Source organism: Streptomyces sp. NPDC045967, assembly GCF_056430495.1.
Window position 1 is genome coordinate 53831 of sequence record NZ_JBWKLE010000019.1, and the last position, 12898, is coordinate 66728.

Annotated in this window: 13 protein-coding genes; 9 read left to right on the plus strand and 4 right to left on the minus strand. The window is 72.4% G+C overall.

The features are described 5' to 3' along the window. Positions 1 to 75 precede the first annotated feature (75 nt). The 5 genes from AC07FY_RS27345 (at position 76) to mug (ending at position 5362) form a co-directional block, all read left to right on the plus strand. Positions 76 to 1434: a hemolysin family protein gene (locus AC07FY_RS27345; RefSeq protein ID WP_479011153.1), complete on the plus strand. Its 1359-nt coding sequence runs from the start codon at positions 76 to 78 to the stop codon at positions 1432 to 1434. Continuing rightward, complete coding sequence (locus AC07FY_RS27350; protein WP_479011155.1) at positions 1431 to 2456, plus strand: hemolysin family protein; 1026 nt, start codon at positions 1431 to 1433, stop codon at positions 2454 to 2456. Before AC07FY_RS27345 ends, AC07FY_RS27350 begins: the two co-directional genes overlap by 4 nt. A 58-nt stretch (positions 2457 to 2514) precedes the next feature. Then, positions 2515 to 3306 (plus strand): SGNH/GDSL hydrolase family protein, encoded by a 792-nt coding sequence (locus AC07FY_RS27355; protein WP_479011158.1) that lies wholly within the window; start codon positions 2515 to 2517, stop codon positions 3304 to 3306. Positions 3307 to 3377: 71 nt separating this feature from the next. Continuing rightward, on the plus strand, positions 3378 to 4811 hold the full coding sequence (gene purB, locus AC07FY_RS27360; protein WP_479011161.1) for an adenylosuccinate lyase: 1434 nt from the start codon (positions 3378 to 3380) through the stop codon (positions 4809 to 4811). Beyond that, positions 4808 to 5362: a G/U mismatch-specific DNA glycosylase gene (mug, locus tag AC07FY_RS27365; RefSeq protein WP_479011362.1), complete on the plus strand. Its 555-nt coding sequence runs from the start codon at positions 4808 to 4810 to the stop codon at positions 5360 to 5362. Before purB ends, mug begins: the two co-directional genes overlap by 4 nt. Here mug and AC07FY_RS27370 read toward each other — a convergent pair. Genes AC07FY_RS27370 through AC07FY_RS27380 form a run of 3 tightly spaced genes read right to left on the minus strand, consistent with a single transcriptional unit; the run spans position 5359 to position 7533 of the window. Then, positions 5359 to 5796: a hypothetical protein gene (locus tag AC07FY_RS27370; RefSeq protein ID WP_479011164.1), complete on the minus strand. Its 438-nt coding sequence runs from the start codon at positions 5794 to 5796 to the stop codon at positions 5359 to 5361. The genes mug and AC07FY_RS27370 overlap by 4 nt on opposite strands. A gap of 40 nt (positions 5797 to 5836) precedes the next feature. Beyond that, entirely contained in the window at positions 5837 to 6586 is a 750-nt protein-coding gene (locus AC07FY_RS27375; RefSeq protein ID WP_479011167.1) for an ABC transporter permease, read from the minus strand. 35 nt (positions 6587 to 6621) lie between these two features. Then, positions 6622 to 7533 carry an ATP-binding cassette domain-containing protein gene (locus tag AC07FY_RS27380; RefSeq protein ID WP_479011169.1) on the minus strand — a complete coding sequence of 304 codons (912 nt, stop codon included), beginning with the start codon at positions 7531 to 7533 and terminating at the stop codon, positions 6622 to 6624. Between the two features lie 108 nt (positions 7534 to 7641). On the opposite strand from AC07FY_RS27380, the gene AC07FY_RS27385 reads away from it, so the two are divergent. The 3 genes from AC07FY_RS27385 to AC07FY_RS27395 all read left to right on the plus strand — a co-directional run bounded on the left by AC07FY_RS27385 (position 7642) and on the right by AC07FY_RS27395 (position 10734). After that, positions 7642 to 8820, plus strand: a complete 1179-nt coding sequence (locus tag AC07FY_RS27385; RefSeq protein WP_479011172.1) for a sensor histidine kinase — start codon at positions 7642 to 7644, stop codon at positions 8818 to 8820. Positions 8821 to 8824: 4 nt separating this feature from the next. Further along, complete coding sequence (locus AC07FY_RS27390) at positions 8825 to 9475, plus strand: response regulator (RefSeq protein WP_479011175.1); 651 nt, start codon at positions 8825 to 8827, stop codon at positions 9473 to 9475. A 101-nt stretch (positions 9476 to 9576) separates the two neighbouring features. After that, positions 9577 to 10734: an ROK family transcriptional regulator gene (locus tag AC07FY_RS27395; protein ID WP_479011178.1), complete on the plus strand. Its 1158-nt coding sequence runs from the start codon at positions 9577 to 9579 to the stop codon at positions 10732 to 10734. Between the two features lie 115 nt (positions 10735 to 10849). Here the strand turns inward: AC07FY_RS27395 and AC07FY_RS27400 are convergent, their stop codons facing one another. Beyond that, entirely contained in the window at positions 10850 to 11638 is a 789-nt protein-coding gene (locus tag AC07FY_RS27400) for a GntR family transcriptional regulator (protein ID WP_479011181.1), read from the minus strand. Positions 11639 to 11933: 295 nt separating this feature from the next. On the opposite strand from AC07FY_RS27400, the gene AC07FY_RS27405 reads away from it, so the two are divergent. After that, positions 11934 to 12788 (plus strand): alpha/beta fold hydrolase, encoded by an 855-nt coding sequence (locus AC07FY_RS27405; protein ID WP_479011183.1) that lies wholly within the window; start codon positions 11934 to 11936, stop codon positions 12786 to 12788. Positions 12789 to 12898: the final 110 nt, after the last annotated feature.

Sequence of the window (12898 nt, forward strand, 5' to 3'; positions counted from 1 at the left end):
CTTCCGCTTCCCCCGTGCACGACATCGCGCGGCACCCCGCCTCCTGGCCGATCATGGAACGGAGGTGATCGAGCGATGACCGAAGTGCTGCTGCTCGTCGTGGCACTGCTGCTCTGCCTTGCCTGCGGGGTCTTCGTCGCGGCCGAGTTCTCCCTGACGACCGTCGAGCGCGGTGAACTCGAAGACGCCGCCGAGCGAGGTGAGCGCGGAGCAGACAGCGCGCTGGCCGCTGTCCGGACGCTGACGTTCCAGCTCTCCGGCGCCCAGCTCGGCATCACCGTGACCGGCCTGGTCATCGGCATGATCTCCAAGCCGTCGATCGCCACCCTGCTCCAAGGCCCGTTCGAGGCCATGGGGCTGTCGGGCGGCGCCGCCTCCTCCACCGCCCTTGTCCTCAGCACGGTCGTGTCGACCGTCGTCCTGATGGTCGTCGGCGAGCTGGTCCCCAAGAACTGGGCGATCTCCTCCCCGCTGGCGATCGCCAAGCGCGTGGCGACGCTGCAGCGGGTGTTCAGCCGGGCCTTCCGGCCCCTGATCAGCCACCTCAACACCACCGCGAACCACATGGTGCGCCGCCTCGGGCTGGAGCCGGCCGAGGAGCTGGCCTCCGCCCGCACGCCGCAGGAGTTGGTCGCCCTGGCGCGCCACTCCGCCCGGGCGGGCGCTCTGGAGAAGGACACCGCGGAACTCTTCGTGCGGACCTTGAACCTCGCCGACCTGACCGCGGAGAACGTGATGACCCCGCGCGTGCAGGTCACCGCCCTGGAGGTGCAGGCGACGGCCGAGGACGTGGCGAACGCGACGCTGGCCACCGGCCTGTCCCGCTTCCCCGTCTACCGGGGCAGCCTGGACACGGTCGTCGGCACCGTCCACATCAAGGACGTGCTGGCCCTGCCCTCCGAGGAACGCCACCGGCGCCCGGTGTCGCAGCTGCTGCGCGCGCCCCTCCTGGTGCCGGAGTCGCTGACCGTGGACCGGCTGCTGGACCGGTTGTCCGGCAAGCAGACGATGGCCGTGGTCATCGACGAGTACGGCGGCACGGCCGGTGTGGCGACGCTGGAGGACATCGTCGAGGAGGTCGTCGGCGAGGTCCGCGACGAGCACGACCCGCACGAGACGGCGGATCTGGCCCCGGCCGGCACGGACGCGGAGGGCCGCCGCGTCTACTCCGCCGACGGCGCGGTCCGCACCGACCAGCTCCAGCGCATCGGCCTGCGCGTTCCGGAGGGTCCGTACGAGACCCTGGCCGGGCTGATAGCGACCGAACTGGGCCGGATCCCGTCCGTCGGCGACAGCCTCGAGCTGGACGGCTGGCACCTGGACGTGGTGGACGCCGGCGGACGCCGAGCCGCGCGCGTGCTGCTGCACGTGCCGACCGCACCCCCGGGCGAACCCGACACGAACGCTTCGAAGGACGGGGAGAAGGGCCGATGACCGCGATCCAGCTGCTGATCGGCTTGGCGACCCTGGTCGTCAACGCCTTCTTCGTCGGCGCGGAGTTCGCGCTGATCTCGGTCCGGCGCAGCCAGATCGATCCGTACGCCGAGCAGGGCGACCGCCGCGCCCGCGCGGTGGTGTGGGGCCTGGAGCACGTGTCGGCCATGATGGCGGCGGCCCAGCTCGGCATCACCCTGTGCACCCTGGTGCTGGGCGTGGTCGCGGAGCCGGCCATCGCCCACCTGCTCACGCCGCTGTTCGACGCGGTCGGTGTGCCGTCCGCCCTGGCCCACGCGGTCTCCTTCGCCGTGGCGCTGACGCTCGCCACGTACCTGCACATGCTGTTCGGCGAGATGGTGCCGAAGAACGTGGCGCTGGCCGAACCGGTGCGCACGGCGCTGCTGCTGGGGCCGCCGCTGGTGGCCCTCACCAGGGGGCTGCGGCCGGTGATCTTCGCGATCAACGCCTTCGCCAACGCCCTGCTGCGACTGCTGCGGGTGGAGGTGAAGGACGAGGTCTCGGCGACCTTCACGGACGACGAGCTGGCGCGGATGGTCAAGGACTCCAGCAATGCGGGCCTCCTGGACGACCGTGCGAGCGAGCGCCTGCACGACGCCCTGGAACTGGGCCGGCGGCCGGTCACCGACGTGGTGCTGCCGGCGCACCGGGTGGATTCGGCCCGGCAGGGCATCACCCCAGCGGGCCTGGAGCGGATGTCGGCGCAGACCGGCTACTCCCGCTTCCCGGTGATCGACGCCCAGCAGCGGATCCTGGGCTACCTGCACGTCAAGGACGCCCTGGACGCGGAGCCGGACGCACGCGAGGAGCCCTTCCCGGTGCAGGCGCTGCGGCCGATCGCCCAGATCCGCGCGGAGACCCCGCTGGACGACGTGCTGACCGCCATGCGGCGCAGCCGTACCCACCTGGCTGCCGTCCTGGGGCCGGGCGGCACCATGACGGGCCTGGTGACCATGGAGGACGTGCTGCGCGAGCTGTTCGGCAGGCCGGCCTCCGCCTGACGGCCGCGGTCCCCGGCCCCGCGGGGCCGGGGTACCGCGCGGTAGCATCACTCCCGCCATGGAGATGAATGCGTCTTACACCAGTTTTGTCGCGATCGGCGACTCCTTCACCGAGGGCATGTCCGACCTGCTGCCCGACGGCTCCTACCGGGGCTGGGCCGACCTGCTGGCCGCCCGTCTCGCGGCCCGCGAGCCGGGTTTCCGCTATGCGAACCTCGCCGTCCGCGGGAAGCTGATCGGGCAGATCGCCGAGGAGCAGGCCCCGGTCGCGGCGGCGATGGGCGCCGACGTCGTCACGCTGGTCGGCGGCCTGAACGACGCCCTGCGCCCCAAGGTGGACATGGGGCGGGTCCGGGGCCACCTGGAGGCGGCCGTGGAACTGCTCGCCCCCTCCTGCAAGCACCTGGTCCTGATGCGCTCCCCGGGGCGCAACGGCCCGGTCATGGAGCGGTTCCGGCCGCGCATGCAGGAGCTCTTCGCCATCATTGAGGAGCTCGCGGCACGGCACGGCGCCCTGGTGGTCGACCTGTACGGTGCTGGCGCCCTCGGCGACCCCCGCATGTGGGACGTGGACCGGCTCCACCTGACGGCCGAGGGCCACCGCCGGGTGGCCGAGGCCGTCTGGCAGGCCCTCGGCCTGCCGGAGGAACACGACTGGCGGACGGAACTGCCCGCGACGATGCCGCCGGGCTGGGTGGTACGCCGCTCCCAGGACCTGAGCTTCGCCCGGCAGCACCTCCTGCCCTGGGTCGGTCGCCGCCTCACGGGCCGCTCGTCGGGGGACGGCCGCCCCGCCAAGCGCCCGGAACTCCTCCCGTACGAGCCCGCCGCGCCGGATCCCCCCTCGTAGCAAGCCACAATCCGAGGCGGGGTCCCTACCTGCGTAAACACACAGCGGCGGCCCAAGTAGAATCCCTCTACGTGACTGCCAAGCCCCGCATCCCCAATGTCCTGGCCGGCCGCTACGCCTCCGCGGAGCTCGCCGTCCTGTGGTCCCCCGAGTACAAGGTGACGCTGGAGCGGCGGCTGTGGCTCGCCGTGCTGCGCGCCCAGAAGGACCTCGGCATCGAGGTCCCCGACGCGGCCCTCGCCGACTACGAGCGCGTCCTGGAGACCGTCGACCTCGCCTCCATCGCCGAGCGCGAGAAGGTCACCCGGCACGACGTGAAGGCCCGCATCGAGGAGTTCAACGCCCTCGCCGGTCACGAGCACGTCCACAAGGGCATGACCTCCCGCGACCTCACCGAGAACGTCGAGCAGCTCCAGATCCGGCTGTCGCTGGAGCTGGCCCGCGACCGCACGGTCGCCGTGCTGGCCCGCCTGGGCAAGCTGGCCGGCGAGCACGCGGAACTCGTCATGGCGGGCCGCTCGCACAACGTCGCCGCGCAGGCGACCACCCTGGGCAAGCGCTTCGCGACGGCCGCCGATGAGCTGCTGGTCGCCTACGACCGCCTGGAGAACCTCCTGGAGCGCTACCCGCTGCGCGGGATCAAGGGCCCGGTGGGCACCGCCCAGGACATGCTCGACCTGCTCGGCGGCGACGCTGCCAAGCTCGCCGGCCTGGAGCAGCGCATCGCCACCCACCTCGGCTTCGCCCAGGCCTTCACCTCGGTCGGCCAGGTCTACCCGCGCTCCCTCGACTACGACGTCGTCACGGCCCTGGTGCAGCTGGCCGCCGCCCCGTCGTCGATCGCCAAGACGATCCGCCTGATGGCCGGCCACGAGCTGGTCACGGAGGGCTTCAAGCCGGGTCAGGTCGGCTCCTCCGCGATGCCGCACAAGATGAACACCCGCTCCTGCGAGCGTGTGAACGGCCTGATGGTCATCCTGCGCGGCTACGCCTCGATGACCGGCGAACTGGCCGGCGACCAGTGGAACGAGGGCGACGTCTCCTGCTCCGTGGTCCGCCGCGTGGCCCTGCCGGACGCGTTCTTCGCCTTCGACGGTCTGCTGGAGACCTTCCTGACGGTCCTGGACGAGTTCGGTGCCTTCCCGGCGGTCGTCGCCCGCGAGCTGGACCGCTACCTGCCGTTCCTCGCGACCACCAAGGTCCTGATGGGCGCGGTGCGGGCGGGTGTCGGCCGCGAGGCCGCCCACGAGGTCATCAAGGAGCACGCGGTCGCCTCCGCGCTCGCCATGCGTGAGCAGGGCGCCGAGCGCAACGAGCTGCTGGACAAGCTGGCCGCCGACGACCGCATGCCGCTGGACCGCGCCCAGCTCGACGCCTTGATGGCCGACAAGCTGTCCTTCACCGGCGCGGCGGGCGACCAGGTGGCGGCGGTGGTATCCCGCATCGAGGCCATCGCCAAGCAGCACCCGGAGGCCGCCGGATACGCGCCGGGGTCGATCCTCTGACCCCCGACGAGCTGAACGCCGCCCGTGACCGCGTCATCCCGGACGTGGTCGCGGGCGGTCTGCGCGTGCTCTTCTGTGGCATCAACCCCGGTCTCCTCTCCGCCGCGACGGGCCACCACTTCGCCCGCCCGGGCAACCGCTTCTGGCCCGTCCTGCACCTGTCGGGTTTCACCCCTCGCCGCCTGCACCCTTCGGAGCAGGAAGAACTGCTGACTTACCGCCTGGGCATCACCAACGTCGTGGCCAGGGCAACGGCCCGCGCCGACGAACTGACCGCCGACGAGTTCCGCGAGGGCGGCCGCATCCTGACGGCCAAGGTGGAGCTGCTGCGCCCCCAGTGGCTCGCCGTGGTCGGCGTCACCGCCTACCGCACCGCCTTCGGCGAGCGGAAGGCTCAGATCGGCCCCCAGGAGCGGACCATCGGTTCCACCCGCATCTGGGCGCTCCCCAACCCCAGCGGCCTCAACGCCCACTGGACGGCAGAGTCGATGGCCCAGGAGTACGCCCGCCTCCGCGCCGCCGCCGAAGCCCCCGAGCTCCCCGGAGCCTAGGGCGGGTCGATCACGGTGACCCCTGCCATCAGCAGGTAGGGGTCGCCCTCGTCCCACTGGGCCACGTAAGCCACCAGCCAGCGCTCCCCCGCCCGCCACAGGTGCACGTGGTCGGTGCTGTTGCCCACCTCGTCCCACGGCTCCGCTATCTCCTCGCCGTCGAACCCCCGGTCCCGCAGGGATCGCAGGCTGAACACCTGCGGGTCGCCCCACCGGTCGGTGAGGGCCTGGGTGAGTGCCCCGTACTCGGCGCTGATCTGGTCCGCCGCCTCGGCCCTGCCCGCACCGCCGTCCTCCCAGAAGTCCGCGGTCCGCCCGACCGGGACGAGGTGGTAACCCGGGCCGCTGCTCTGCCCGCCGGACCAGACCGGCTCGGTGGGGAAGTCCCGCACCAGGAGCCGGTCGATCGTGTCGAGATGCTCTGCCGTGGTCATACCGTCAGTATTGCGACCGCCACTGACAACTGGCCCTGAGTCACGCGTCCCTGCGCCGAACCGCCAGCCAGCCGCCGAACACCGCGGCTCCCGCCCACAGCGCCATGACCCCGAGGCCCGTCCAGGGGCCGAGGCCCTCCTGCCCCGATGAGTGCATCACCATCTGCCCGGCGCGGTCCGGGAGGAAGCGGGCCACGCCGCCCGAGGCCTCACCGACGATGAACGACACCAGCAGGACGAAGGGTATGAGCATGCTCAGCACGGCCGTTCCGCTCCGCAGCACGGCGGTCAGTCCGGCCGAGAACAGGGCCATCAGCGCCAGGTAGAGCCCGCTGCCGACGATCGCACGGTAGGTGCCCGGGTCTCCGAGCCCGAGGGCGTACGGCCCCATGAACGCCTGGCCGGCCAGGAAGGTGACCAAGCCGGTGATCTGACCGACGAGCAGGGCCAATCCGCCCACCATCGCCATCTTCGACAGGTAGAACCGCGTGCGGTTCGGCACCACGGACAGCGAGGTGCGCAGAGCGCCGTTGTGGAACTCGCTGGACAGGGCGCCGGCGCCGAAGGCCATGGCGGCGATCTGGCCGAACAGCAGCCCGTAGTAGGCCGCGTAGAGCGGGTCCTCCCCCATGCTGCCGGCTTCCGCCCTGCCTATCGCCGCGGCAGTGATCACCTGGATGCCCGCGGTGGCCAGGAAGACGGCTATCAGTGCCCCCAAGGAGCCGCGCAGGGACCGTATCTTGATCCATTCCGAGTGCAGGACGGGGGCGGTGGGCAGAGCGGCGCGCATGGTGATGCCTCCTGGGAGGGGTGAGAGGGGAAGGGTCAGCGGGTTGCGGTGAACCGGGCGTGGTCGGCTGTGAGGTGGAGGTAGGCCTGCTCCAGTGAGGCGCGCTCGTCGGCGAGTTCCAGCATCGGGATGCCCTCACGGGCGGCGAGGCCGCCAAGCTGTTCGGCGCGCAGTCCTTCGACGGTCCACCGCCCGTCGTCGGCGGCCACCAACTCGAAGCCGTCCCGGGCCAGGACGGCCCGCAGGCGGACGGGGTCGGAGGTGCGCAGGCGCACCCTCCGGGTGCTGCGGGCGTCGATGAACTCGGGCATCGAGGTGTCCGCGAGCAGCTTGCCGTTGCCGAGGACGATCAGATGGTCGGCGAGCGCCGAAGTCTCCGACATCAGGTGGCTCGAGACCAGGACGGTTCGCCCCTCGGCGGCGAAACTGCGCAGCAGCTCGCGGATCCAGATGATGCCCTCGGGGTCGAGGCCGTTGGTCGGCTCGTCCAGCAGCAGCACCCCGGGATCGCCCAGCAGTGCGGCAGCTATGCCGAGGCGCTGGCGCATGCCGAGTGAGAAGGACTTGATCCGCCGCTTGGCGACGGCGGCTATGCCGGCCTGCTCCAGAACCGCCTCCACCCGGCGCAGCGGCACCCCGCCCGCGGCGGCGAGGAAGCGCAGGTGGTCCCGCGCGGTGCGACCGCCGTGCGCGGCTTGCGCGTCCAGCAGCGCCCCGACCCGGTGCAGCGGGTCGGGCAAGTCCGGGTAACTCCGGCCGCCGATCGTGGCCGTGCCGGATGTGGCGCGGTCGAGGCCCAGCAACAGGCGCATCGTGGTGGACTTGCCGGCGCCGTTGGGGCCGAGGAATCCCGTGACCCGTCCCGGCAGGACATCGAAGGTGAGGCGGTCGACCGCACGGTGCGCGCCGAACTCCTTGGTGAGTTCTCGGATCTCGATCGTGTTCATGCCTCAAGATTCGCCGCCGCCCCCACCCCCTGCCCTCCCCCGCACGGGGGGATCGTCTCCCCCGCACGGGGGAGCCGCCACCCGAGGGCCGGCTGCCACGATGAGGACATGTACCGACTGCTCCGTGCTCCCCTCCGCGGGATCACGTACACCCGCTGGCTGCACCTGCTCGTGCCCATCCTCATCGTGTCCATATGGATGTTCATAGAGCCGGCGTGGCCGTGGATGCCTGCCCTGATCGTCGCGCCCTTCGGGCTCATCCCGTGGGTCCGGGTGGCCGAAGGGCTGCAGGCGCAGTTCCTGCTGACCCCGCACGAGCGCGGCGGTCACGACGGCTCCATCAGCACGGCGCCGTCGGCCCGGTGGGGGGACCGCTGGCGGACGGTCGCGTGGCTGGAGATACGTCTCCTGCTGGCGGGCGGGGCGATCCTGGCCACCGTGTGGCTGCCGATGATGACGTTGGAGCTCGCCCTCATCGGGGCAGGGCGGCCGCTGGGCGGGGACGATGTGATCCTGCCGTTCGTTCCACCCCGCTGGGCGGCCGTCCTGCTCGTGCCGGTGCCGGTGGCCCTGCTGCTGGTCGTGGTGGTCCTGCTGGGTGATGCTGTCACCGCCATCGCCGCCCGCCTCCTGGGGCCTTCGGCCGCCGAGCGGCTCAGCGCGCTCGAGGCGCGTACCGAACAGCTGCTGGAGCGGGCGCGGATCGCACGCGAGTTGCACGACTCGATCGGCCACGCGCTGACGGTGGCGGTCGTCCAGGCGGGGGCCGCCCGTGCTGCCGGGGATCCGGAATTCACCGAGCGGGCCCTGTGCGCGATCGAGGAGACCGGCCGGGCCGCGATGGAGGACCTGGAGCGGGTGCTGCTGGTGCTCCGGGAGTCCGCGCAACCGCCCTCGCAACGGCCGACCCTGGCCGACGCCGACCGGTTGCTGGAGTCGGCGCGCGCCTCCGGCTCCGCGGTGGACGCCGAACTGTTCGGTCCGCTGGAGCAGTTGCCGGGGCCTGTCACCCGTGAGGGGTACCGGATCCTTCAGGAGGCACTGACCAATGTGCTGCGGCACTGCGGTCCGGTACCGGTCCGGGTGCGGATCGAGGCGGCGGTCGGGCGGCTGGATCTGGAGGTGCTCAACCCGCTGCCGGACGGTCCGGTGCTGGTGACGGGGAGGGGCGGCGGTCTGCGCGGGATGCGGGAGCGTGCCGCACTGCTGGGAGGGGAGGCCGAGACCGGTCCGCACGAGGGCAACTGGAGAGTGCGCGCCCGGCTTCCGCTGGAGCGAATACGCTGACCGGATGCCGGTTACCGTACTGCTCGTCGACGACGAACCCCTGGTGCGCGCGGGTCTGCGCGCCGTGCTGGAAGCCCAGCCCGACATCGAGGTGGTGGGTGAGGCGGCCGACGGCGCGTCGGTCGTGCCACTCGTCCGGCAACTGCGGCCCGATGTGGTGGCCATGGATGTGCGGATGCCGCTGCTGGACGGGATCGAGGCGACCCGGGTGGTCCTGCGGACGGTGGACTCGCCGCCGAAGATCCTCGTCGTGACGACCTTCGAGAACGACGAGTACGTCTACCAGGCGCTGCGGGCCGGCGCGGACGGGTTCCTGCTCAAGCGGGCGCGGCCTTCGGAGATCGTGCACGCCGTTCGGCTGGTGGCGGAGGGCGAGACGCTGCTCTTCCCGGCCGCCGTGCGGGCGCTCGCCGCGGAGTACGGCAACCGGCAGGCCAGGGCCGTGCTGGAGCGGGCGGCGCTGACCGAGCGGGAAGAGTCGGTGTTGCGGCTCATGGCGCGGGGCCTGACCAATGTGGAGATCGCGGGCGAGTTGATCATCGGTGCGGAGACGGTGAAGTCCCATGTGAGCGCGATCCTGGCCAAGCTGGGCGCACGGGACCGGACCCAGGCGGTGATCGCGGCGTACGAGTCGGGCTTCGTCGCCCCGGCCTGAGAGGAGGTACCACGTTCGCGCTGATGGGGGCCGCTTCTCGCGGCTGTGAGGGGTGCGCAGTACGATCCGGCTGACAGGCTCGCTTGCTGGGAGGACACACGTTGGGGCAGCTGACCGGCGGGGACCCCTCCCTGCTCCGGCGGATCAACTCCGCCGTGGTGCTTCGGGCACTGCGCGCGGCGCAGTCGCCGACCCTCACCGACCTCACCCGGGTCACCGGGCTTTCCCGGCCGACCGTCGAGGGAGTCGTCGAAGGGCTGATCGGGACCGGGCTCGTCGTTGAGGCCGATGCGGAGGAAGGCGCGCGACGGCAGGGGCGCCCCGCACGGAGGTTCCGGTTCCGGGCTGAGGCCGGCCACCTGCTGGGCATCGAGATCGGCTCCCACCGGGTCGCGGTCCTGCTGTCCGGGTTGGACGGGCGCGTCATCGGCGCCGGCACCAAGGATGTCGCCGAGGGGGCCTCGGCCGACGAACGGCTGGACCGGGTCCGGGCGGCAGTCGCGGATCTGCTGCGCCGGGCGGGAGTGCCGCGTGACTCGCTGCGGGCGGTCGGCGTGGGCAGTCCGGGGATCGTGGAGGCGGACGGCACCGTCCGGCTCGGCACGGCGCTGCCCGGCTGGACCGGCCTGCCGCTCGGTGACCGGCTCCGGCGCTCCTTCCGTTGCCCGGTGCAGGTGGAGAACGACGCCAATGCGGCGGCGGTCGCCGAACACTGGAAGGGCGCCGCGCGGGACACCGACGACATGGTGTTCGTGATGGCGGGTCTCAGCCCCGGCGCCGGTTCGCTCATCGGCGGCCGACTGCACCGCGGCTTCGGCGGAGCGGCGGGTGAGATCGGCGCCCTGCACCTGCTGGGCCGGGAGGTCACCCCCGAGAAGCTGCTCTCCACCACCGGCGAGCCGCTGCACCCGCTGGACGAGCCCGCGGTCGCCGAGGTCTTCGCGATGGCCCGGCGGGGCGACGAGCATGCGGTCGCCGCCGTACAGCGGTTCATCCAGCGACTGGTCCACGACGTGGCGGCGCTGGTCCTGGCGATGGATCCGGAGCTCGTCGTCGTCGGCGGCTGGGCGGCCGGCCTGGACGGGGTGCTGGACCCCTTGCGCCAGGAGCTTCAGCGCTACTGCCTGCGTCCACCGCGGGTGGCGCTGTCCATGCTGGGCGAGGCCGCGGTGGCCACGGGTGCGCTGCGGTTCGCTCTGGACCACGTCGAGGAAGAGCTGTTCGCGGTGGAGAAGACGGTCACGACCCGCCGCCGCTGACGCCCCGCCGGGCGGTCGGAGCCGGTCCGCGGCGGGCGCCCGGAAGACTGTCCGGACGCACGTGACCGGACCGGCCCCTTTCTTTCGGGGCCGGGCCGGTGACGACGGCGGGGCTTCAGGACGCGACGCGCGGTTCGTGGGTGATCTCGACGTCGCCCGAGTCCCCGAAGGTCAGGCGGCAGGTGTCGGCGCGGTAGGTGGCCACCGAGACCGCGGCTGTGCCCGCCGCGGTGAAGTAGCGCGTGGTGACCAGCAGGACCGGGGCGCCCGGCAGACGGTCGAGCTCCTTGGCGTCGTCGGCCCGGGCGGAGCCGAGCTCCACCGAGCGGTCCTGGCCGTCCAGCGCCAGCCGCTGCAGTTCACGCAGGACGGCGCGGGCACGGGCGGGTCCGCTCGGGGCCTCGATGGCGGGGAGTCCCGGTACGGAGGCGGCCGGGACGTAGAGCAGCTCGGCGGCGACGACCTGGCCGTGGGTGACGCGCGTCCGGCGGACCGTGTGGACGGGCTGGTCGGCATCGAGGGCACCGCCCGCACCGCCCGCACCGCCCGCACCGAGCAGCTTGAGGACGGCGGCCGACGGCAGCCCCTCGGCCGCGTCGACCGGCTCCCAGCCGTCGACCTCCTCGCCGGGCCAGCCGTGCCGCGCATTGCCCACGGCGACACCGACGCGCGGCGGGGCCACCGTGGTACCGACACCACGGCGCCGCTGCAGACGGCCTTCGAGCTCGAGCTGCTCCAGCGCCTGACGCAGGGTCGCGCGCGCGACTCCGAAACGGGCGGCCAGCTCACGTTCGTTGGGCAGCACCTCGCCGACGGCGAAGTCCTGGTCGAGCGCTTCGCTGAGGACGGTCTTGAGGTGCCAGTACTTCGGCTCCGGCACCGTTTCGAGCTGCGTGGTCCCCACCCTGAATCCTCCTGCCATCGCCGCACTCACGTTGTGTTCCAGCGGCAGTTCCGCGCCCTTGTTTATTAAAGGTTCCTGCACTATCCAGCGACGATAGGACGGCGCACCCCCTTGGTCAAGACCAATGCTCGGCCCTTCGCCGGGCAGACCGAGCCTCGGCACCACGCCGTTCACGGGATGTTCTCGTGCACACGGGCAGCGCCGAAGGCTTGTAGTCAAGGGCTACTGGGCGGTAATCATGGCGGTGGGTACTACTGACAGTCTGTCTCGTACGCGTCCACCGACGAGGAGCAGCATGACCGCCACGGTCTCGTTCACCATCGATTCGCCGCTCGGCCCCCGCACCGTGACCGTCGCCTACGAACGCAAGGGGACGGGCGAGCCGCTCCTCCTCCTGCACGGCATCGGCCACCACCTCCAGGCCTGGCACCCGGTTGCCGACATCCTGGCCGCCGAACACGACGTGATCGCCGTCGACCTGCCCGGCTTCGGTGTTTCGCAGCCGCTGCCCGAGGGGACCCCGTACGACCTGGACACTGTCGCCCCCGCCCTCGGAGCGCTGTGCACGGCGCTCGGCGTCGAGCGCCCGCACGTCGCGGGCAACTCCCTCGGCGGCCTGCTGGCGCTCGAAATGGGCCGGATCGGTCTGGCCCGCTCGGTCACGGCCCTCTCCCCCGCCGGCTTCTGGACCGAAGGGGAGCGCCGGTACGCGTTCGCCACCCTCCTCGCGATGCGCGCCGGAGCCAAGGTGCTCCCCCGCCCCCTGCTGGACCGGCTCTCGCAGGCCCCGGCGGGCCGGGCCGCCCTCACCGGCACCATCTACGCCCGCCCGGCGCGCCGTTCACCGGACGCCGTGGTCGCCGAGACGCTGGCCCTGCGCCACGCCACCGGCTTCGAGAAGACGCTGGCCGCAGGGGGTTCCGTACGGTTCACCGAGGACGTGCCCGGCCTGCCGGTCACCATCGCCTGGGGCACCCGCGACCGGCTGCTCCTGCGCCGCCAGGGGGTGCGCGCCAAGCACACCCTTCCCGGTGCCCGGCTGGTACGGCTGCCGGGCTGCGGCCACGTGCCGATGAGCGACGATCCCGCACTGGTCGCCCGGGTCGTCCTGGACACGGCCCGCAGCGCGGCGGCACGCACACCCGCCTGAGTCGCCGTCGGCGTGGGCAACCCGGCCGGGCCGCGCGGCCCTGTCCGCCAGGACGCCGCGGCCCGGCCACGTGGCCGGCGACCGCCGGACCACGCCCGCCGCCACCTCAA

What these genes read in the sequence shown, in the direction of transcription:
- AC07FY_RS27345 (WP_479011153.1), top strand. Translation starts at nt 76, where the DNA reads ATGACCGAAGTGCTGCTGCTCGTCGTGGCACTGCTGCTCTGCCTTGCC.
- AC07FY_RS27350 (WP_479011155.1), top strand. Translation starts at nt 1,431, where the DNA reads ATGACCGCGATCCAGCTGCTGATCGGCTTGGCGACCCTGGTCGTCAAC.
- AC07FY_RS27355 (WP_479011158.1), top strand. Translation starts at nt 2,515, where the DNA reads ATGGAGATGAATGCGTCTTACACCAGTTTTGTCGCGATCGGCGACTCC.
- AC07FY_RS27370 (WP_479011164.1), bottom strand. Translation starts at nt 5,796, where the DNA reads ATGACCACGGCAGAGCATCTCGACACGATCGACCGGCTCCTGGTGCGG.
- AC07FY_RS27375 (WP_479011167.1), bottom strand. Translation starts at nt 6,586, where the DNA reads ATGCGCGCCGCTCTGCCCACCGCCCCCGTCCTGCACTCGGAATGGATC.
- AC07FY_RS27380 (WP_479011169.1), bottom strand. Translation starts at nt 7,533, where the DNA reads ATGAACACGATCGAGATCCGAGAACTCACCAAGGAGTTCGGCGCGCAC.
- AC07FY_RS27385 (WP_479011172.1), top strand. Translation starts at nt 7,642, where the DNA reads ATGTACCGACTGCTCCGTGCTCCCCTCCGCGGGATCACGTACACCCGC.
- AC07FY_RS27390 (WP_479011175.1), top strand. Translation starts at nt 8,825, where the DNA reads ATGCCGGTTACCGTACTGCTCGTCGACGACGAACCCCTGGTGCGCGCG.
- AC07FY_RS27405 (WP_479011183.1), top strand. Translation starts at nt 11,934, where the DNA reads ATGACCGCCACGGTCTCGTTCACCATCGATTCGCCGCTCGGCCCCCGC.